General features: G+C 71.3%; 15 protein-coding genes and 1 pseudogene. 6 read left to right on the top strand and 10 right to left on the bottom strand.

Annotated elements, in window-relative coordinates:
- Positions 1-94: 94 nt before the first annotated feature.
- The 4 genes from J5X86_RS04530 to J5X86_RS04515 form a co-directional block, all read right to left on the bottom strand.
- Positions 95-2,077, bottom strand: coding sequence for a biotin carboxylase N-terminal domain-containing protein (locus J5X86_RS04530; protein WP_208515457.1), 1,983 nt, complete (start codon positions 2,075-2,077; stop codon positions 95-97).
- An 11-nt stretch (positions 2,078-2,088) separates the two neighbouring features.
- Positions 2,089-3,687: an acyl-CoA carboxylase subunit beta gene (locus tag J5X86_RS04525; protein WP_208515456.1), complete on the bottom strand. Its 1,599-nt coding sequence runs from the start codon at positions 3,685-3,687 to the stop codon at positions 2,089-2,091.
- Between the two features lie 79 nt (positions 3,688-3,766).
- Positions 3,767-5,467, bottom strand: a complete 1,701-nt coding sequence (locus J5X86_RS04520) for an acyclic terpene utilization AtuA family protein (RefSeq protein ID WP_208515455.1) — start codon at positions 5,465-5,467, stop codon at positions 3,767-3,769.
- Positions 5,464-6,324: a TIGR03084 family metal-binding protein gene (locus tag J5X86_RS04515; RefSeq protein ID WP_208515454.1), complete on the bottom strand. Its 861-nt coding sequence runs from the start codon at positions 6,322-6,324 to the stop codon at positions 5,464-5,466. The genes J5X86_RS04520 and J5X86_RS04515 overlap by 4 nt, the downstream gene beginning before the upstream one ends.
- A 306-nt stretch (positions 6,325-6,630) precedes the next feature.
- On the opposite strand from J5X86_RS04515, the pseudogene J5X86_RS50400 reads away from it, so the two are divergent.
- Positions 6,631-6,816 (top strand): annotated as a pseudogene (locus J5X86_RS50400) (helix-turn-helix domain-containing protein); the annotation flags it as partial.
- Between the two features lie 510 nt (positions 6,817-7,326).
- Here J5X86_RS50400 and J5X86_RS04505 read toward each other — a convergent pair.
- Positions 7,327-10,149 (bottom strand): FAD-binding and (Fe-S)-binding domain-containing protein, encoded by a 2,823-nt coding sequence (locus J5X86_RS04505; protein ID WP_208515453.1) that lies wholly within the window; start codon positions 10,147-10,149, stop codon positions 7,327-7,329.
- A 178-nt stretch (positions 10,150-10,327) separates the two neighbouring features.
- Here J5X86_RS04505 and serC point away from each other — a divergent pair, with 178 nt between their 5' ends.
- A complete protein-coding gene (gene serC / locus J5X86_RS04500) occupies positions 10,328-11,446 on the top strand; it encodes a phosphoserine transaminase (RefSeq protein WP_208515452.1) in 1,119 nt (372 codons plus the stop codon).
- 145 nt (positions 11,447-11,591) lie between these two features.
- Here the strand turns inward: serC and J5X86_RS04495 are convergent, their stop codons facing one another.
- Positions 11,592-12,602 carry a hypothetical protein gene (locus J5X86_RS04495; RefSeq protein WP_208515451.1) on the bottom strand — a complete coding sequence of 337 codons (1,011 nt, stop codon included), beginning with the start codon at positions 12,600-12,602 and terminating at the stop codon, positions 11,592-11,594.
- 388 nt (positions 12,603-12,990) lie between these two features.
- Here J5X86_RS04495 and J5X86_RS04490 point away from each other — a divergent pair, with 388 nt between their 5' ends.
- A complete protein-coding gene (locus J5X86_RS04490) occupies positions 12,991-13,515 on the top strand; it encodes a hypothetical protein (protein WP_208515450.1) in 525 nt (174 codons plus the stop codon).
- A gap of 176 nt (positions 13,516-13,691) precedes the next feature.
- The gene (locus J5X86_RS04485; RefSeq protein WP_208515449.1) at positions 13,692-14,687 is read left to right on the top strand and encodes an aldo/keto reductase; all 996 of its coding nucleotides are present in this window, start codon (positions 13,692-13,694) and stop codon (positions 14,685-14,687) included.
- Positions 14,688-14,940: 253 nt separating this feature from the next.
- On the opposite strand, the gene thpR is transcribed toward J5X86_RS04485, so the two are convergent.
- The 4 genes from thpR to J5X86_RS04465 form a co-directional block, all read right to left on the bottom strand.
- A complete protein-coding gene (gene thpR / locus J5X86_RS04480) occupies positions 14,941-15,519 on the bottom strand; it encodes an RNA 2',3'-cyclic phosphodiesterase (RefSeq protein ID WP_208515448.1) in 579 nt (192 codons plus the stop codon).
- A gap of 112 nt (positions 15,520-15,631) precedes the next feature.
- Positions 15,632-17,014 (bottom strand): MFS transporter, encoded by a 1,383-nt coding sequence (locus tag J5X86_RS04475; protein WP_208515447.1) that lies wholly within the window; start codon positions 17,012-17,014, stop codon positions 15,632-15,634.
- A gap of 32 nt (positions 17,015-17,046) precedes the next feature.
- Positions 17,047-17,508 carry a MarR family winged helix-turn-helix transcriptional regulator gene (locus J5X86_RS04470; RefSeq protein ID WP_243979244.1) on the bottom strand — a complete coding sequence of 154 codons (462 nt, stop codon included), beginning with the start codon at positions 17,506-17,508 and terminating at the stop codon, positions 17,047-17,049.
- A 252-nt stretch (positions 17,509-17,760) separates the two neighbouring features.
- Positions 17,761-19,227, bottom strand: a complete 1,467-nt coding sequence (locus J5X86_RS04465; RefSeq protein WP_208515445.1) for an NCS2 family permease — start codon at positions 19,225-19,227, stop codon at positions 17,761-17,763.
- Positions 19,228-19,397: 170 nt separating this feature from the next.
- Here J5X86_RS04465 and J5X86_RS04460 point away from each other — a divergent pair, with 170 nt between their 5' ends.
- Together J5X86_RS04460 and J5X86_RS04455 are read left to right on the top strand one after the other, a co-directional pair.
- Positions 19,398-19,661 (top strand): DUF2530 domain-containing protein, encoded by a 264-nt coding sequence (locus J5X86_RS04460; RefSeq protein ID WP_078642074.1) that lies wholly within the window; start codon positions 19,398-19,400, stop codon positions 19,659-19,661.
- A 370-nt stretch (positions 19,662-20,031) separates the two neighbouring features.
- Positions 20,032-20,850, top strand: a complete 819-nt coding sequence (locus J5X86_RS04455; protein WP_208515444.1) for an SAM-dependent methyltransferase — start codon at positions 20,032-20,034, stop codon at positions 20,848-20,850.
- Positions 20,851-20,876 lie beyond the last annotated feature (26 nt).

Raw genomic sequence — 20,876 nt, 5'->3', positions numbered from 1 at the left:
CCACTTGCGATGCGTTGTGCGGGCCGTGTGCTGTCCCGCACGGCCCGGACGGGCTGTCCGGGCCCGGACGTTCTGCGTGGTGCGCCGGGGTTCGTCACTCCCCCGCCGCCACGACGGCGAGCAGGGCTCCGACCTCGACCTGGCGGCCGGTGGTGGCGTGCAGGGCGGTGAGCACCCCGGCGGCGGGCGCCGTGACGCGGTGCTCCATCTTCATGGCCTCCAGCCACAGCAGGGGCTGTCCGGCCTCGACCCGGTCCCCGACCGCCACCTCGGCGACCCGGACGACCGTGCCCGGCATGGGCGCCAGCAGCGAGCCCGGTTCGGCACGGGTGGTGGGGTCGGGGAAGCGGGGCAGCGCGGTGAACACATGGCCGCCCCGGGGAGTGTCGACGTAGCGGCGGTCCCCATAGGCCGTCACCTCGAACGTCCGCCGGACCCCGGCCACATCGAGGACGACCCGCCCCGGGGTGACGTGCGGCCCAGGGTCGGTGCCCAACCCCGGTTCCGCGCCGCGCCCCGCTTCGGCGCCCAGCACCCGGACGTCGGGCATGCCCTCCGCGAGCAGCCCATCGCGGGTGAGGCGGTAGCGCACCTCGTGCTCGGTGCCGCCCGGTTCGGCGCGGTAGCTCCTCAACTGCGGCTGGGAGGGCACGTTCCGCCACCCGCCCAACCGCCCGGCCACGGTCGCGGTCCCCGGCCGCCGCGCCGCATCGGCCAGGGCGGCGGCGAGGGCGGCGAGCGAGGCCGCCTCGTCGTCGTCGGAGGCGGCAGCGGTCAGCTCGGCCAGATGGCGTTCGAGGAAGCCGGTGTCCATACGGGCCGCCGCGAACTCCGGGTGCCGCAGGGCCCGTACGAGCAGCTCCCGGTTGGTCACCGGGCCGTGGATCCGGGCCCGCTCCAGCCCGTGGGCCAGCCGCCGCACGGCCTCCGCCCGGGTGGGCGCGACGGCGATGACCTTGGCCAGCATCGGGTCGTAGTGGACGCCGATCGCGTCCCCGTCGGCCGGCCCGGAGTCGACCCGCAGCCCGGCGATCTCCAGCCGGTGCATGATCCCCGTCTGTGGCCGCCAGTCACGCGCCGGGTCCTCGGCGTACAGCCGCGCCTCGACGGCATGTCCCCGGGGCGCCGGAGGCTCGGCGTCGAGGGACTCCCCCTCCGCGATCCGCAGTTGCAGCGCCACCAGGTCAAGGCCGTAGATCTCCTCGGTGACCGGGTGCTCGACCTGCAGGCGGGTGTTCATCTCCAGGAAGTACGCCCGCCCCGCGGGCGAGACCAGGAACTCCACCGTGCCCGCGCCCTCGTAGCCTATGGCGCGCGCCGCGTCCGCCGCCGACTCGGCCAGGGAGCGCCGCAGTTCCTCGTCGAGGCCGGGGGCCGGGGCCTCCTCGATGACCTTCTGGTGGCGGCGCTGGAGGGAGCAGTCGCGGGTACCGAGGATCCAGACGGTGCCGTGGGTGTCGGCGAACACCTGGACCTCGACATGGCGGGCGCCCTCCATATAGGGCTCCACGAAGATCTCACCGTCGCCGAAGGCGGAGGCCGCCTCGGCGCGGGCGGAGTCGAGTTCGGCGGGGAGGGCGGCCAGCTCGCGGACCACCCGCATGCCACGGCCGCCGCCGCCCGCCGCCGCCTTGACCAGCAGGGGCAGATCATCGGCGGTGGCCTCGGCCGGGTCGATCGCGTCGAGCAGCGGCACGCCCGCCTTGCGCATGATCTCCTTGGCGCGGGTCTTGGAGGCCATGGCCTCCATCGCCTCGGGCGGCGGCCCCACCCACACCAGCCCCGCGTCCCTTACGGCGCGCGCGAAGTCGGCGTGCTCGGAGAGGAAGCCGTAGCCGGGGTGGACGGCGTCGGCCCCGGCTGCCAGGGCGGCCTTCACGAGGAGGTCGCCGCGCAGATACGTGTCGGCCGGGGCGTCGCCCGGCAGCCGTACGGCGGTGTCGGCCTCGCGTGCGTGGGGCGCGCCGGCGTCCGCGTCGGAGTGGACCGCGACGGTGGCGATGCCGAGGTCACGGCAGGTGCGGACGATACGCCGCGCTATCTCGGCGCGGTTGGCGACCAGGAGGGAACGAATCACGGGTTCCTCACTCACATCCGGAAGACGCCGAAGCCACCGCGCGCGCCCTCGACCGGCGCGGTGTGCAGGGCGGACAGACACAGGCCGAGCACGGTGCGGGTGTCGCGCGGGTCGATGACGCCGTCGTCGTAGAGCCGCCCGGAGAGGAAGAGCGGCAGCGACTCGGACTCGATCTGCTGCTCCACCATGGCGCGCAGCGCGGCGTCGGCCTCCTCGTCGTACGGCTGCCCCTTGGCGGCGGCGGACTGCCGGGCGACGATCGACATCACCCCGGCGAGCTGCTGCGGGCCCATCACGGCGGATTTGGCGCTGGGCCAGGCGAAGAGGAAGCGGGGGTCGTACGCCCGGCCGCACATCCCGTAGTGACCGGCGCCGTACGAGGCGCCGATGAGCACCGACAGATGCGGGACGCGGGAGTTGGAGACGGCGTTGATCATCATGGCGCCGTGTTTGATGATCCCGCCCTGCTCGTAGTCGCGGCCGACCATATAGCCGGTGGTGTTGTGCAGGAAGAGCAGCGGGATGTCGCGCTGGTTGGCGAGCTGGATGAACTGCGCGGCCTTCTGGGACTCCTCGCTGAACAGCACCCCCTGGGCGTTGGCCAGGATGCCGACCGGATAGCCGTGCAGCGCGGCCCAGCCGGTCACCAGGCTGCGCCCGTACAACGGCTTGAACTCGTCGAAGTCCGAGCCGTCCACGATCCGGGCGATCACCTCGCGCGGATCGAAGGGGATCTTGAGATCGCCGGGGACGATGCCGAGCAGCTCCTCGGCGTCGTACTTCGGCGGTTCGGCGGGCCCCGGATCGGCCTGCGCCTTGCGCCAGTTGAGGCGGGCGACGACGCGGCGGGCCTGGCGCAGCGCCTCGGGCTCGTCGGTGGCGAAGTAGTCGGCGAGGCCGGAGGTGCGGGCGTGCATCTCGGCGCCGCCCAGCGATTCGTCGTCGCTCTCCTCGCCGGTGGCCATCTTCACCAGCGGCGGACCGCCCAGGAAGACCTTGGAGCGCTCCTTGACCATGATCACGTGGTCGGACATCCCGGGGATGTACGCGCCTCCGGCGGTGGAGTTGCCGAAGACCACGGCGATCGTGGGGATTCCGGCGGCGGACAGCCGGGTGAGATCGCGGAACATCGCCCCGCCCGGGATGAAGATCTCCTTCTGGGACGGGAGATCGGCGCCGCCGGACTCGACGAGGCTGACGAGCGGGAGCCGGTTGGCGCGGGCGATCTCATGGGCGCGCAGCGACTTCTTGAGCGTCCAGGGGTTGCTGGCCCCGCCGCGTACGGTCGGGTCGTTGGCGCTGATCAGGCACTCCACACCGGAGATCACCCCGATGCCGGTGACGAGCGAGGCCCCCACCGGATACTCGCTGCCCCAGCCGGCCAGCGGCGACAGCTCCAGGAAGGGGGTGTCGGGGTCCAGCAGCAGCTCGATCCGCTCGCGGACCAGCAGCTTGCCGCGCTTGCGATGGCGCTGAACGTACTTCTCACCGCCCCCGGCGAGCGCCTTGGCGTGCTCGCCCTCCAACTCGGCGAGCTTGGCGAGCATCGCCTCCCGATGGGCCGTGTGATCGGCGCCTGCGGGGTCGAGCGCGGACGCGAGCGCGGTCACAGCGATACCTCCGGGATGTCCAGGCGGCGAGAGGGCGACCCGTCGCCGACGGCTGTGGCCCGGGGACCGGAACGGGCGGTCAAAGCAGTACCTCCGGTATGTCCAGATGGCGTGAGCGCAGCCATTCGCCGACGGCCTTGGCCTGGGGGTCGAAACGGGCCTGCGCGGCGACGCCCTCGCCGAGCAGACCCTCCACGACGAAGTTCAGGGCCCGCAGCCGGGGCAGCGGATGGCGGGTGATCTTCAACGGGGCCGTCTCCGGGAGCAGTTCGCGCAGCCGGTCGACGGTGAGGGTGTGGGCCAGCCAGCGCCAGGCGTCCTCGCTTCGCGCCCAGACGCCGATGTTGGCGCTGCCGCCCTTGTCGCCGCTGCGGGCCCCGGCGACCGCGCCCAGCGGGGCGCGGCGGGTCGGCCCCGGCGGCAGCGGCGGCGGAAGGGGCGGCTCGTCCGCCGAACCCCCGGCGGCGGGCGTGGTGGGGGCCGGGGGGATGGTCAGCCGGGAGCCGTCCGGCAGTACGGCGGTGTGCGGCACGGTGTCGGCCGGGGTGTCCACGGCCTCGAAGACGCCGTAAGGGGAGCCCTTTCCGGGCGGGGCGGTGACATGGAAGCCGGGGTAGCTGGCGAGGGCCAGTTCGACGGCCGCGCCGCTGATCGCCCTGCCCACCGCCGCCGGATCCCGGTCGCGGACCACCAGCCGCAGCAGCGCGCTCGCCTCCTCCTGCACGGCCGCGTCGGGGTGGTCCGTACGGGAGAGGGTCCAACGGACCTCGGCGGGGCGGCGCTTGCTCATCGCCCCCTCCATCTGGTCCCGTACGAGCGCCGCCTTGGCCTCGATGTCCAGGCCGGTGAGCACGAACACCACCTCGTTGCGGTGGCCGCCGAGCCGGGTCAGCCCGGTCTTGAGGGTGCGGGGCGGCGCCTCACCCCGTACGCCGTGGACGCGCACCCGGTCCGGGCCGTCCGGGATGAGCCGCACCGAGTCCAGCCGGGCGGTGACATCCGGGCCCGGGTAACGGGCGCCCGCCGTCTCGTAGAGGAGCTGGGCGGTGACGGTCCCGACCGTGACGGCGCCGCCGGTGTGCGGATGCTTGGTGACCACGCTGGAGCCGTCGGGGTGGATCTCGGCGAGGGGGAAGCCGGGGCGGCGGAGGTCGTGCTCGGTGAAGAACGAGTAGTTGCCGCCGGTCGCCTGCGTACCGCATTCCAGGATGTGCCCGGCGACCACGGCTCCGGCGAGCGCGTCCCAGTCGTCGGCGGCCCATCCGAAGTGCGCCGCGGCCGGGCCCGTCACCAGCGCGGCGTCCGTCACCCGCCCGGTGACCACCACATCCGCGCCACCGCGCAGACAGGCCGTGATACCGGCGCCGCCGAGATAGGCGTTGGCGGTGACCACGCCCGGCCCCCAGCCGCGGGCGCCGAGGAGGTCGTCGCCCTCGACATGGGCGACCCGGCAGGCGATGCCGAGCCGCTCGGCAAGGGCGCGGATCGCGTCGGCCAGCCCGGCCGGGTTGAGCCCGCCCGCGTTGGTGACGAGCCGTACGCCGCGCTCCATGGCGAGCCCCAGGGTGTCCTCGAGCTGGCGCACAAAGGTGGTGGCATAGCCCCGCGCCGGGTCCTTGGCACGGTCCCGGCCCAGGATGAGCATGGTCAGCTCGGCGAGATAGTCCCCGGTCAGCACGTCCAGGGGGCCACCGGTGAGCATCTCGCGCACCGCGTCGAAGCGGTCGCCGTAGAAGCCGGAGGCGTTGCCGATACGGAGGGGTGGGGGCGGCGGGGTCACGGGGTGCCTCCGGCGCGGTCGCCGCTCGCGCCGCCGTCACCCGTGCCGTCGCCACCCGCCGGGTGACCCGCTCCCTGCCCCGGGGCGCGGCCCTTGCCGGGCGGGCCCGCGAACGCCTGCGCGATGTCCAGCCAGCGGTCCGCGTCCGCCCCTTCGGCCCGTACGGCCAGATCGTCGCGGTGCGCCCGCTGGGTCACCAGCAGACAGAAGTCCAGCGCGGGCCCGGTCACCCGCTGGGCCGCGTCCTTGGGCCCGTACGTCCACAACTCACCGTCCGGGCCGGTGAGCTCGACCCGGTACTCCTCGGCCGGCGGTTCCAGCCCCCGCGCCGCGTACGCGTAGCCCCGCGCCCGGACCCCGATCCGGGCCACATGGCGCAGCCGGGCGGTGGGGGCCCGGCGCACACCCAACGCGTCGGCGACGTCCTGCCCGTGCGCCCAGGTCTCCATCAGCCGGGCGGTCGCCATCGACATCACGCTCATCGGCGGCCCGTACCACGGCAGCCGGGCGCGCGGCGGCTGCGCGGCCAGCGTCCGGAGCAACCGCTCCCGCCCCGTGCGCCAGAGCTCCAGCAGCGCCTCGGGCGGCTCGGCCGCCCCGCGCTCGGCGCCCTCGTCCACGAACGCCTCCGGCGCGGTCCACGCCCGGCGCACCTCGTCGGCGAACCCCTGCGGGTCCTCGACGGCTTGTACGGCCCGCTCGTCGGTCCACGCGAGATGGGCGATCTGGTGCGCGATGCTCCACCCGGGCGCGGGCGTCGCCGTACGCCACTCCGCGCCCCCGAGCCCGGCCACCAGACCGTCCAACTCGTCCCCCTCCGCCCGCAGATCGCCGAGCAGAGCCTCCGTCTCGGACACGCGTCGCTCCCGTCGTCGGGTCAGTCGTGTGTCGGCTGTCCTTCGTTCTTGTCGAGCGAGGGTGGCAGCGCGACAAGAAACAATCAAGCACGCTTGCATGATTCAGCCGGTTGGGACACGACGCCAGGGCTGCGCCCGCCCCCGGGGCGAGCGCAGGGGCTCAACGCGCCGGGGGGCAACCCGGTGCAGCCCGGCTGTCCGGGGGAGGCACAGACGGAACCCTGCACTGGTCAGGGTGACTGACCGACATTTCGCCGCGTTTGCCCAGGGGTACGTGTCCCTTGTCGAAGCCCGAAGGAGCTGAGCATGCCCGACAACAGTCAGGACCACATCGGTGCACGGCTGCGCGACATCCGGAAGCGTCGGGGGCTGACGCAGCGCGGCTTGTCGGAAGCATCGGGAGTCTCCCTCTCCTGGATCAGGAAGCTCGAACAGGGCGAACAGCAAGACACGCGCCTCGAAACCGCCCGGAAGCTCACGGCGGCGCTGGGCGTGTCCACGACGCGGCTCATCGCAGGACATCGCGAGGACGACGCCGACGAAGCCACGTTGGAACAGTGGGGGCCAGTACGCCACGCCCTGACCTCCCCGGTAGGCGATCGCGGTGCCGACCAGGCCCCCACCGTGGACGGGGTCAGGGCGGCGATCAAGGCCGCGCTGCCCCTCTTCTCCGGCGACCGGTTCGCCGACCTGCGTCCTGTACTCCCCTCCCTCTTGCGTGACGCCGACATGCTCGCCGCGCTCGACCCACGCGGTCGGCACCTGCGGGGGCGGTTACTTCAGCTCACCGGCTGGCTCATGGTGCAGACGCGCCAGTTCGACGCCGCCGAAACAGCCCTCACCAAAGCGCTGGACGACGCGATGGACCGGCTCGACGGAGCCGCCATCGCGAGTACGCGCTGCTGGTTGCTGCTGCGCCGGGGCCGACTCGCGGCTGTGATGAGCCGGAGGACGACCCCGCGCCTGGGGAGGCGGCGGAGTCGTCGTAACCGGACTTGGGCGTCAGGGCAGCCGTTCCGCCAGGACCTCCGCCAGGTGCCGGCTCTTCCGGCCCGCCAGTTGGTTCAGTTGGGTGCGGCAGGAGTAGCCGTCCGCCAGGATCTCCGTGCCGGGGTCCGCGGCGCGCACCGATGGCAGCAGTTGCTCCTCGGCGCAGGCCACCGAGACGTCGTAGTGGCCGTCCTCGAAGCCAAAGTTGCCCGCCAGGCCGCAGCAGCCGCCGCTCAACGCGCCCGTAAGGCCCGCACGTTCACGTAGGCGGCTCTCGGCGGCGTCGCCGAGGACGGCGTGTTGGTGGCAGTGGGTCTGGCCGACGACGGGGCGGTCGACCTTGGAGGGCCGCCAGTCGGGGGCGTACTCCTCCAGGGCCTGGGCGAACGTCGAGACGGACTCGGCGAGGCGCGCGGCGCGCGGGTCGGCGCCGAGGAGTTCGGGGAGGTCGGTGCGGAGGGCGGCGGTGCAGCTGGGTTCGAGGCCGACCACCGGAAGTCCGGCGTCCAGGGCCGGGGCCATGACGTCCAGGGTGCGCCGCATGACCGCGCGGGCGCGGTCGAGCTGGCCGGTGGAGACCCAGGTCAGGCCGCAGCACACGGGCCCCGGCGGGACGACCACCCGCAGCCCGGCCGCCTCCAGTACGGCGACCGCCGAGCGGCCGACGGACGGGGAGAGGTGGTTGGTGAAGGTATCGGGCCACAGCACGACGGTGCGGGCACCGTTCCCGGCGCGAGGCACCGTACGGGCATGCTCCCGCCACCACCGCGTGAAGGGCTCCCGGGCCAGCTCCGGGATGTCGCGCTCGGGCGCGATCCCGCCCATGCGCTTGGCCAGGGCCGCCAGCGGGGGTACGCCCGCCAGGGCGTTGGCGGCGGGCGCGGCCCTCAGGCGGGAGGCGGCCCGGAGCCACACCGGCAGCCAGCCCATCGAGTAGTGCGCGGCGGGCCGCACCCGTCCCTCGTAGTGGTGGTGCAGGAACTCCGCCTTGTACGTGGCCATGTCGACCTCGACCGGGCAGTCGCTGCGGCAGCCCTTGCAGGACAGGCACAGGTCGAGCGCGTCCCGTACCTCCTCCGAGCGCCAGCCGTCCTGGACGACCTCACCCGCGAGCATCTCGTGCAGCAGCCGGGCGCGGCCGCGGGTGGAGTGCTTCTCCTCGCCGGTCACGCGGTACGACGGGCACATCACCCCGGAGCCGGACACCGACTCGTTACGGCACTTGGCGACGCCCACACAGCGCCGGACGGCCGCCGAGAAGTCCCCCTTGTCGTGCGGATAGCCGAATTCGACGTCCACCGGGCGCCTCGGCAGGGGATCGAAGCGCAGGTTCTGGTCCAGGCGCTGCGGGCGGGCCAGGACGCCGGGGTTGAGGCCGCCCTCCGGATCCCACAGGTCCTTGAAGCGGGAGAAGAGGCCGACCATCTCCGCCCCGTACACGCGCGGCAGCAGCTCGGCGCGGGCCAGCCCGTCGCCGTGCTCACCGGAGAGCGAGCCGCCGTGGGCGACGACGAGATCGGCGAGGTCGGAGGAGAAGGCGCGGAAGATCCGGATCCCGGGCTCGGTCAGCAGGTCGAAGTCGATGCGGACGTGGATGCAGCCGTCCCCGAAGTGCCCGTACGGCGTGCCGCGCAGCCCGTGCTGGGTCATCAGCGCGCGGAAGTCACGCAGATAGGCGCCGAGCCGGGGCGGCGGCACCGCGCAGTCCTCCCAGCCGGGCCATGCCTCACTGCCGTCCGGCATCCGGGTGGCGGTCCCGGAGGCGTCCTCGCGCACCCGCCACAGGGCGCGCTGCCCGGCCGGGTCGGCGACGACGGTGTGGCCGGTGGTGGCCTCGGCGGCGGCGCGGGCCACCTCCTGGGCGCGGGAGAGCGCCTCCTCGCGGGTGGCGCCGCCGACCTCCACGAACAGCCAGGCGCCGCCCTTGGGCAGCCCGGAGGCCCCGGCGACCAGATCGGCGGCCATGCCCTCGACGGTCAGCGGACCGTACGGCAGCAGGGTGTGCGCGGCCTCGGCCGCCGCGCTCTCGTCGGGGTAGCCGAGTACGGCCAGGGCGCGGGCGGCGGGCGCCTCCACCAGCCTTACGGTCGCCTCCGTGACCACCCCGAGGGTGCCCTCGCTGCCGGTGAGGGCGCGGGCGAGGTCGGCGTGCTTCTCGGGCAGCAACTCGTCCAGGGCGTAGCCGGAGATCCGGCGGGGCAGCTCGGGGAAGCCGGTGCGGAGCAGGGCCAGGTGGTGACCGGCCAGGGACCGTATGCCGTCGCGGAGCCGGGCGGGCAGGTCGTGGAGGCCCTGGACGGCGCGCACCCGCTCCCCGCCGTAGGTGAGGACGTCCAGCTCGTGGACGTTGTCGGCGGTGGTGCCCCAGGCCACCGAGTGGGAGCCGCAGGAGTTGTTGCCGATCATGCCGCCGAGGGTGCAGCGGCTGTGGGTGGACGGGTCGGGGCCGAAGGTCAGCCCATGGGCGCCGGCCGCCGTACGGAGGTCGTCGAGGATCACGCCCGGCTGGACGACGGCGGTCCGCCGCTCCGGGTCGAGCGAGACGATGCCGCGCATATGGCGGGTGAAGTCGAGGACGACGCCGAGCCCGGTGGCCTGCCCCGCGATCGAGGTCCCGGCGCCGCGCGCGACCACCGGCGCCCCGCGCTCCCGGCAGACGGCCAGCGCCGCCGCCACATCGTCCGCGTCCCGGGGCGCGACCACACCGTCCGGCACCCGTCGATAGTTCGACGCGTCCATGGTCATCAGGGCCCGGCTCGCCGTATCGAAGGAGACGTCCCCGCGGACGGCCCGCCGCAGCGCCTGCTCCAACTCGTCTGCCTGGTGATCAGCCATGCCTCCATGGTCCACGGCGAGAGGGCCATTGAGAATGTCCAATTCCGATTCATGGCCGTCGCGTTCCCCGATCGCCCCTACACCGGCCTCACCTCCCGCGTCAACAGGATGTGGACGTACCGTCTCAGCCGCTGGACGCACGGTCGGACCGCGGGGGCCGACGGATTAGGCTTCGGTCGTGGCTGAGATCCGGATTCCCGATGACATCAAGCCCGCCGATGGACGCTTCGGCTCGGGCCCGTCCAAGGTGCGCACCGAGGCGCTGAGCGCCCTGGCCGCCACCGGAAGCTCCCTGCTCGGCACCTCCCACCGCCAGGCCCCGGTCAAGAACCTGGTCGGCGCGGTGCGCGAAGGGGTGCGTGAGCTCTTCCAACTCCCGGAGGGGTACGAGGTCATCCTGGGCAACGGCGGCTCCACCGCCTTCTGGGACATCGCGACCCACGGGCTGATCGACTCCAAGTCCCAGCATCTGTCCTTCGGCGAGTTCTCCTCGAAGTTCGCCAAGGCGGCGAAGCTGGCGCCGTGGCTGGAGGAGCCCACGGTGATCTCCTCCGACCCCGGCACCCACCCGGAGCCGCGCGCCGAGAGCGGCACGGACGTCTACGCCTTCACCCACAACGAGACCTCCACCGGTGTCGCCATGCCCATCCAGCGGGTGGCCGGCGCCGACGAGGGCGCGCTGGTGCTGGTGGACGCGACCTCCGGGGCGGGCGGTCTGCCGGTGGACATCGCCGAGACGGACGTCTACTACTTCGCGCCGCAGAAGTCCTTCGCGGCGGACGGCGGTCTGTGGATCGGCGTGTTCTCGCCCGCCGCGCTGGAGCGCGCCGCCCGGATCCACGCCTCCGGCCGGCACGTCCCGGAGTTCTTCTCGCTGCCGACCGCGATCGACAACTCGCTGAAGAACCAGACGTACAACACCCCGGCGCTGGCGACGCTCTTCCTGCTCGACGACCAGCTGAAGTGGATCAACGGACAGGGCGGTCTGGACTGGGCGGTACGGCGCACCGCGACCTCGTCGCGCACGCTGTACGGCTGGGCCGAGGAGTCCAAGTTCGCCACCCCGTTCGTGGCCGACCCGGCCAAGCGGTCGCAGGTCATCGGCACGATCGACTTCACCGAGGAGATCGACGCCGCCGCGGTCGCCAAGGCGCTGCGGGCCAACGGCGTCGTGGACACCGAGCCGTACCGCAAGCTGGGCCGCAACCAGCTACGGGTGGCGATGTTCCCGGCCGTCGACCCGGCGGACGTCCAGGCGCTGACGGCGTGCGTGGACTACGTCATCGAGCACCTCTGAGGCGCGAGCACCTCTGAGGCGCGGTTTTACGCCCGTACGCAAGGGGCCCGCGGCCGAGCACCGGCCGCGGGCCCCTTCGCATGCGCTGACGATCTCGCAGCGCTGACGGTCTCGCTTGCGCGGACGATCTCGCTTGCGCTGACGATCAGGAGCGGCCCCGGCGGAAGAGCCTGCGCAGGCCGAGGAACACGACCAGCGCACCGGCGAAGGTGACCCCGGCCTTGACCAGGTTGCCGTTCTTCTCGTCCTCGGTGAGCTTGCCGTCGACGCGGTCGGAGTACTTCCCGTTCTTCTTCTGCTCCTTCGCGGTGGCGTCCGGCAGCAGCTCCCCGCCGAGGTCGACCGGCGTCACCTTGGAGCCCGCGCCCTCGGTGCCGTACATGAGCGTGCCGCCGTCCGGGGTGAAGGTGACCGACTCGCCCTGCCGCTGCAGGGGCAGCCCCGGCTCCTCCTCGAGCCGCGTCGGCTTTCCGTCCCGCCAGCGGTATTCGGCGGCCGAGAAATAGCCGCGGAGGACGAGCCGGGTGCCGTCCGGGGCGAACGCCCCGTCCGTGACCTCCATGTCGAGGTCGGAGACCCGCCGGAAGACATTCACCCCCGAGGGGCTCAGCGTGGCCGGTCCGGCGTACAGCCCGGCGTCCTCGTCGCTCTTGCTGGCGATATAGACGCGGCCCGTCTTGGGATGGACCATCAGCGCCTCGGCGTCGCGCGGCCCGCCCTGGTACTTGACGGTGAACTGGGTCGCGGTGACGGTGATGTCCTTGAGCTGCTTCGGCTCGGGGAAGCGGTAGATCCACACATGGGACCACTTACCGCCGAGGTTGTCGCCGATGTCGCCGACGTAGAGATTGCCGTCCGGCCCTATCGAGATCGCTTCCACATCGCGGGGATCCCCTATGCCGCGCAGGGTGACCCGCGCGACCGTCTTGCCGGTCCTGCCGTCGACGGCGTAGACGTACGGCCCGTCCGAGCTGTCGTTGTGCGTCCAGTAGACGCCGGGGTGGAGGCGGCTCGCGGCCAGGCCGCTGGACTCGGTGATCCGTGGATCCTCGATCGTGAAGGGAGACGGCGACGACGAGTCGTCGGCGGCGGCCGGGGCGGCTGCGGACACGGTCAGCAGCGCGGCGGCACCGAGTACGAACGGAAGCGGACGCATGGGCCCAAGCCTGCCATCCCGCCGGGGGCGTCCGGCGCCAGAACCACGCCGGAGGACTCCCTCCGGCCAGGCACGGAGCGACTCGCCCACCAGGCGCCGAGCGACTCCCCCGGCCAGGCGCCGAGAGGCTCCCGCCACCCATGTATGACTCCCCCGTGCATGACTCCGGCGATCACGGGCAGATAACTTCTGTCAATTATTTGTGCGGGCGGCCAGCCCGAAATAACCCGCAGATTATTTGACCTCATCCGGGGATTATTTCGGCGAGAAATTTATCGGTCATTGACGGCATAGCGGGCGGCGGCATTGCAATGCAGAAAGGCCCCGCTTACGGTCTGGGCTCATGAGCGAATACAGCCAGTCCTCTTATGCGCAAAGCGCGCCCCCCATGCATTCCGCAGGGGCCCCGAGCGGCGGTGCCGCACACGCGTCACCGGCCGCACCGGCCGCGCCGTCCAAGAAGATCGCGATCTTCGCGATCGTCGGCTCGGTCATCGCACTGGTCGGCTCCATGGTGAACTGGGTGGTCTCCGACGCCGAGGGCGCCACCGGGGGCATCAAGGGCATCGACGGCGATGGCATCATCACGCTGATCATCGCCCTGGTCGCGGGGATCCTGTTCATCGTCGCCATGGCCACCAAGAAGGCGGCGCTCTACCTGGTCGGCGGGGTTCTGGGGCTGGCCATGGCGATCGTCGCGGCCATCAACATGGCGGACCCCGAGCGGCTGGTCACCCAGAAGCTGAAGGACGACGAGGGAGTGTCGCAGAAGGTCGCGGAAAAGGCGGCGGAGCAGGCCGCGAAGCTGTACGAAATGACCGCTGGACCGGGGCTCTACATGGTCCTGATCGGCGCACTGATGGCCCTGGCCCTCGGCGCGCTCGGCTTTATGAAGGCCCGCGCTGCCCGCTGATCAAAATAGGTCGGCCTCAAGAAATCCCATGACGCCCGCTTTTTGACCGCACGGGGGGCCAAAAAGCGGGCCTTCGGGTTTTCCACGGGAATTCACAACCGCCGGCAGTCGCCGGGGCACCGATGCCCCGGCCCGCCCCCTTGATTAGAGCGCACTCCAACGGCTTGGCTGATCCCATGGAGTACACGCAGCTTGGACGCACAGGTCTCAAGGTCAGCCGGATTGTCCTCGGCACCATGAACTTCGGTCCGCAGACCGAGGAAGCCGACAGCCACTCGATCATGGATGCCGCGCTCGACGCGGGTATCAACTTCTTCGACACCGCCAATGTGTACGGCTGGGGCGAGAACAAGGGCCGCACCGAGGAAATCATCGGGAGCTGGTTCGCCAAGGGCGGCGGGCGGCGCGAGAAGACCGTCCTCGCGACCAAGGTGTACGGAAACATGGCCGCCGAGGGTGAGCCCTGGCCCAACTCCGACAAGCTCTCGGCCGTCAACATCCGCCGGGCCGTGGACGCCAGCCTCAAGCGGCTCGGCACGGATTACATCGACCTCTACCAGTTCCACCACGTGGACCGCTCCACCCCGTGGGACGAGATCTGGCAGGCGATCGACGTCCTCGTCCAGCAGGGCAAGATCATCTACGCGGGCTCCTCCAACCACGCGGGCTGGCACATCGCCCAGGCCAATGAGACCGCGGCCCGCCGTGGCTCGTACGGGCTGGTCAGCGAGCAGTGCCTGTACAACCTGGCCGAGCGCCGCGCCGAGATGGAGGTCATCCCGGCCGCACAGGGCTACGGCGTGGGCATCATCCCCTGGTCGCCGCTGCACGGCGGACTGCTCGGCGGCGCGCTCCGCAAGGAGCGCGAGGGCGGCGGATCGCGCAGCACGTCGGGGCGCAGCGCCGACGCGCTGAAGAACACGGCGGTGCGCGATCAGATCCAGCGGTACGAGGACCTGCTGGCCAAGCACGGCATCGAGCCCGGCGAGGCGGCCCTGGCCTGGCTGCTCACCCGCCCCGGGGTGACCGGCCCGATCGTGGGCCCGCGCACGGCCGAGCAGCTGGCCTCGGCGGTACGCGCCGCGGAGCTGAAGCTGAGCGAGGAAGTGCTGACGGAGCTGGACGAGATCTTCCCGGGTCCGGGGCCGTCGCCGGAGGCGTTCGCCTGGTAGCCGCCGCCGGGCGGTAGCCGCAGAGGCGGTCGCCGCTGGGGCGGTAAGCGAAGGCGCTGAGGGGCGTGGGCCGTACGCGGCCCGCGCCCCCTGCCTTTACGCGTCCTATGGCGGCTCTAGCCGCCCAGGGCGGCCGCAGCGGCGACGACGACGAGAATCAGCACCAGCGCGCCGCTCATGATCATGTTTCTGGTCTTGGGGTCCACAGGCTTGAGATTAGCCGGACCGCTCAGTGGCCCATCAGCCGGACCGCTCAGTGCCCCAGCGGCCACGCCGCCAACACCTCGTAGCGCGGCTGCCGCCCGGGAACGCCCGGGGCCGGTGGATGGCTGCGGACCAGGCAGAGCTCGCCCACGGTCCACTCCCGGCCCGCGAAGTCGGTGAGCCCGTCCACGTACGGCACCAGGCTGGTGGCGGAGCGGTGGCGGGAGGAACGGGCACGGGCGATGGTCAGATGCGGATGGTACGGACGGTGCCGGTCCATCGGGACCCCGATCCGTCGGCCCCCCGCCTCGGCGGAGTCGGCCAGCCGCCGCAGGGTCTCGCTGTCGCCGTCGACGCCCACCCACACCACCCGGTCGTCGAACCGGCCCCCGCCCGCCAGCCGCAGCTCGTGGGCGCGATGCCGATGGGCGGCACGGGCCAGCCGGGTGTGCAGCTCGGGCAGCACCTCCTCGGCCACCTCGCCGTAGAAGGCGAGCGTGAAGTGCCAGCCCTCCCGCTCGGTCCAGCGCAGCCCGTCCGCCCCCGGCAGCGCCTGGAGCGCCTCGACCCGCGCGGCCAGCTCGGCGACGGCCGCGTCCGGCGGCAAGACGGCGGCGAAGAGTCTCATCCGCCCAGTCTCCCCCACGGGGCGGGAAGGGGCTCCGCCTCTTTGACCCCGCCGAGGCTCCGCCCCGGACCCCGCTCCTCAAACGCCGGAGGGGCTGAGTTCCGTGGTGGGCTCAGGCCGTGGCGGCGAGTTGCTTGTCCTCCGGTGTGCGGGGGACGAAGACCACACGCGGGTGGCCGCGGCGGAGATCCAGCTTCACCCGCAGACCGCCGGCCCGGACCAGGAGCAGCCCCACCGTGCCCGCGGCGGCGGCCGAGACCAGACCGCCCGCGGCGAAGCCGACGCGCGCGCCGCAGGTGTCGGTCAGCCAGCCCATCAGCGGGCCGCCGATCGGCGTACCGCCGACGAAGACCATCATGAACAGGCTCATCACCCGGCCCCGCATCGCGGGATCGGTCGCGAGCTGGACGCTGGAGTTCGCGGTCACGTTGAACGTCAGGCTGAAGATCCCGATCGGCACCATGAGCGCCGCGAAGAGCCAGAAGTACGGGGTCGCCGCCGCGACCATCTCCAGCACGCCGAACATCAGCGCGGCCCCGACCAGCAGCCGCCGCCGGGCCACCACGCGTCGGGCGGCCAGCAGCGCACCGGCCACCGAGCCGATCGCGATCAGGGTGTTGAGCAGGCCGTACGTACCGGGTCCGGCGTGGAAGACATCGTCGGCGAAGGCGCTCAGCCAGATCGGGAAGTTGAAGCCGAAGGTGCCGATGAAGCCGACGAGCACGATCGGCCAGATCAGATCGGGGTTCCCGGCGACATAGCGCAGCCCTTCCCGAAGCTGCCCCTTGCCGCGCGGCGCCCGCTCGACCTTGTGCAGCTCACTGGTGCGCATCAGCAGCAGCCCGATGATCGGGGCGGCGAAGGAGAGTCCGTTGATCAGGAAGGCCCAGCCACTGCCCACGGCGGTGATCAGCACACCGGCGACCGCCGGGCCGACCAGCCGGGCGGACTGGAAGTTCGCGGAGTTGAGGCTCACCGCGTTCCGCAGGTCCTTGGGGCCGACCATCTCGTTGACGAAGACCTGGCGGGTCGGGTTGTCGACGACGGTGACCATGCCGAGCAGGAACGCGATCAGATAGACATGCCAGACCTGCACATGGCCGCTGAGCGTGAGGGCGGCGAGGGCGAGCCCGCACAGCCCCAGCGCGGTCTGGGTGAACAGCAGCAGCCGCCGTCTGGGACATCGGTCCGCGAGGACCCCGCCGTACAGTCCGAAGAGCAGCATGGGCAGGAACTGCAGCGCGGTGGTGATGCCGACGGCGGTGGAGGAGCCGGTGATGCTGAGGACCAGCCAGTCCTGGGCGATCCGCGACATCCAGGTGCCGGTGTTGGAGATCATGGCACCGGTGGCGAACAGCCGGTAGTTACGGACCTTCAGCGAACTGAAGGTCCCGCCCCGGGTGCGTCCCGTGGTGGCGGGGGATGCGGGGTCCGGTGCGGAGTGTGTGGGGTGCTTCGGTGCGGGTGCGGAGTCTGCTCCGGGTCCCGTACTCAAGTGTGTTCGCCTCCTGGCTGCCTCGGTTGTTCTTACAAATGCGCGAGCTTCTCCAGCACGGGCGCGGCGGCGCGCAGCACGTCCCACTCGTCCTCGGTCAGCTCCCCGACCAGCTCGGCCAGCCAGGCGTTGCGCTTGCGTCGGCTCTCCTCGAGCATGGCCTCAGCCCGCTCGGTCGGCGAGACGACCTTCTGCCGCCGGTCCTCCGGATGCGGCTCAAGCCTGACGAGTCCCTTGGCCTCCAGCAGGGCCACGATGCGGGTCATCGACGGCGGCTGGACGTGCTCCTTGCGGGCCAGCTCACCGGGGGTGGCTGAGCCGCACTGGGCAAGCGTGCCCAGGACCGCCATCTCGGTCGGGCTGAGCGACTCGTCCACCCGCTGGTGCTTGAGCCGCCGCGAGAGACGCATCACTGCCGACCGCAGGACGCTCACGGCGGCCGCGTCATCGGGGCGCGCCTCCGCATTGTGCTGGGAGCGGGACAGATCCGGCATGGTCTTTAGCATAACTCATTACCTCGCCTAATGAAAACCCTGGTTACGTCCCTATTTCTATTTCACCCGAACGAGTGAGTTGACTCCGGGTAGTGACGCTCGGCGAAACGCCTGAGCGCCCAGGACACCTACGGTCCTGGGCGCTCAGGAAGGGACGACATATGCCAGGGCGGGTGCGCCAGGGCGGGTGCGCCAGGGCAGAACGACGACTCGACTCAGACGCCGACTCGGCTCAGGAGACTACGGCTCGGCTCAGGAGACGCCGAGCGCCTGCTCGATCGGGTTGAGCAGGAAGTACACCAGGAAGCACAGCCCCACCGCGCCCAGCAGCCACGGGATCTCCCTGGTCCGCCGGGTGGCGATGCGCAGCAGCAGGAACGAGAGCACGCCCAGCCCGATCCCGTTGGTGATGCTGTAGGTGAACGGCATCGAGATCATGGTCAGGAAGGCCGGGATCGCGATCGTGAAATCGCTCCAGTCGATCTCCTTGACGTTCGCCGCCATGATCAGGAAGCCGACGACCACCAGCGCGGGCGTCGCGGCCTGCGAGGGCACCACCTTGGCCAGTGGGGTGAAGACCAGCGCGAGCAGGAAGAGACCGCCGGTCACCACGTTCGCGAGTCCGGTGCGCGCCCCTTCCCCGACGCCCGCCGTGGACTCGACGAAGCAGGTGTTGGCCGAGGCCGAGCCGAAGCCGCCGCCCGCGACCGCGACGCCGTCCACCATCAGGATCCGGCCCATGCCCGGGAGCTGCCCGCGCTCATCGGTCAGCCCGGCCTCCTCGCCGACGCCGATGATCGTGCCCATCGCGTCGAAGAAACCGGACAGCAGCACGGTGAAGACGAAGAGACAGCCGGTGAGCAGGCCGACCTCATGGAAGCCCCCGAAGAGGCTGACATGGCCGACCAGGCCGAAGTCCGGGGTGTCGACCACCTTCTCCGGCACCTTGGGGATGGTCAGCCCCCACTGGGCGTCCGGGATGTGGGCCAGGGAGTTGATCACGATCGCGACCAGGGTCATGGTCACGATGCCGATCAGGATCGCGCCGCGCGTCTTGCGGACGATCAGGATGAACGTGAGCGCGAGACCGGCCACGAACACCAGCACCGGCCAGCCCTGCAGCCGCCCGGCTACCCCAAGACCCAGGGGGACGGTGGTGTGCGCGGAGTCGGGGTTACGGCTGACGAAGCCGGAGTCGACCAGGCCGATCAGGGCGATGAAGAGCCCGATGCCGATCGCGATCGCGCGCCGCAGCCCGGCCGGGATCGCGTCCATCACCCGCTGCCGCAGCCCCGAGGCGACGAGGATCATCAGCACCAGACCCGCGAGCACCACCATGCCCATCGCGTCCGGCCAGCTCATCTTGGGTGCGAGCTGCAGCGAGACCACGGCGTTGATGCCAAGGCCCGCGGCGAGCGCGATGGGGACGTTGCCGATGATCCCCATGAGCAGCGTGGTCAGGCCCGCGATCAGCGCGGTGGCGGTGACGAGCTGGCCGTTGTTGAGCTGATGCCCGAACTTGTCCGTACCGGCCCCGAGGATGATCGGGTTCAGTACGACGATGTAGGCCATCGCAAAGAACGTGGCCAGGCCGCCACGGATCTCCCGGGAGACCGAGGAGCCACGCTCACTGATCTTGAAGAACTTGTCGATGCCGTTCATGGGGGGAATCGGAGCCTGTTCGCTGGCGTCGACCGGCGCGGGGGCCGAGGGGGACATGGATGACCTCAGTCTTGCGTGAACATCAACAGCGGGTCTTTTGGACGATCGAACAAGACATTCCAGCCAGACCCGAAAGCATTGAGTATGAAACTATTAAGGCCCGATCGCCAAACCGGTCCCGGCACGGCCCCGACCGGGCCCATGACCGGCCCCCTTAAGCTGTGGCCATGACGAAGTGGACCCCCAAGCACGAGGCGCCGGAGCCGCTCGAGGGCAATGTCGTGGCCACGATCACCGGCGGCACGATCGTGTGGTTCGTCCTCTTCCTCGTCCAGCTGCCCTTCTACCGCTGGTTCGACGAGCACGGACATCTGTGGTGGCTGTGGACCTGCCTGGCCGGCGGCGCCCTCGGACTGCTCGGCGTCTGGTACGTACGGGCCCGGGACACGGCGATCAACGGCTCGCGGAACGGCGACGCGCAGAGCGGCTGACGTACGGAACGACCCGAACGACCCACGCCGCAGAACAGCCGCCGCGCCCACCCTGAGCACGCACGCCACGCACCCGCGATGGCGACCGCACCCGCGGCGGCGCGGCGCCGGACCGTCGCCGTTCCCGGCGGCGATCCGGCGCCCTGGCCTGGTGCGCGGGCGCGCTCCCCTCCTTGCGACGCACCCGCTCACCCGTCTGTGATGCACACAGAAAGATGAGGGCCCCGCCGCGGAGATACGCGGGCGGAGCCGGATGCGACAACTGTACGATCTTCACGGGCCGTTCACAATGTTGCGGAAGCCTCACGGCGCACACTTTGTTCGGGAACTACCGTCTTGTGGCAGCCAACTCACCAGTAATGTGAGGGATATGACCGGTAACCGCTTTCGTGCCGATGAGATCGACACCAGCAAGCCGCACTCGGCCCGCATGTACGACTACTTCCTGGGCGGTAAGACCCACTACGCGGTCGACACCCTCGCCGCCGAACAGGTCGAGGCCGTCTGGCCCGACGTCAAGCCGTGGACCCGCGCCAACCGGTCATTCATGCACCGCGCGACCCGCTGGCTCGCGCGCGAGGCGGGCATACGGCAGTTCCTGGACATCGGCACCGGTATACCCACCGAGCCCAACCTCCACCAGGTCGCCCAGGAGATCGCCCCGGACTCCCGGGTCGTCTACGCGGACAACGACCCCATCGTGCTGGCCTACGCCCAGGCCCTGTTGCTCTCCACACCCGAGGGCCGCACCGCCTACATCCACGCGGACGTGACCGAACCGCAGGGCATCCTGGCCGCCGAGGATCTGACCGACACCCTCGATCTGTCCCAGCCGATCGCCCTGTCGCTCAACGCGATCATGCACTTCATCGCGAACGAGCAGAAGCCGTACGAGATCGTGCGAGAGCTGGTCGAGCCCCTGGCGTCGGGCAGCTACCTCGTGCTCTCGCACGGTGGGCTCGACCCCCGCGGCGGGGTCTCGGATGCGGTGACCAACCTCTACCGCAGCAGCGGCATCCATGTGCAGGGCCGCACCCAGGAGGAGGTCCTTCCGTTCTTCGACGGGCTGGAGTTGGTCGACCCGGGCGTGGTGATGCCCCACCGCTGGAAGCCCGATAACGAACAGGCCAGGGCAGAGTCGGAGGCCAAGGACCTGTGGATCTTCGCGGGCGTAGCGCGTAAGCCCTGACCGGGCGGACAAGACCTGACCGCGCG

This window comes from Streptomyces sp. NEAU-YJ-81 (assembly GCF_017592595.1).
GTDB lineage: Bacteria > Actinomycetota > Actinomycetes > Streptomycetales > Streptomycetaceae > Streptomyces > Streptomyces hygroscopicus_B.
The sequence above is the reverse complement of the archived record's forward strand: the minus strand, read 5'-3'. Positions and strand labels throughout refer to the sequence as shown.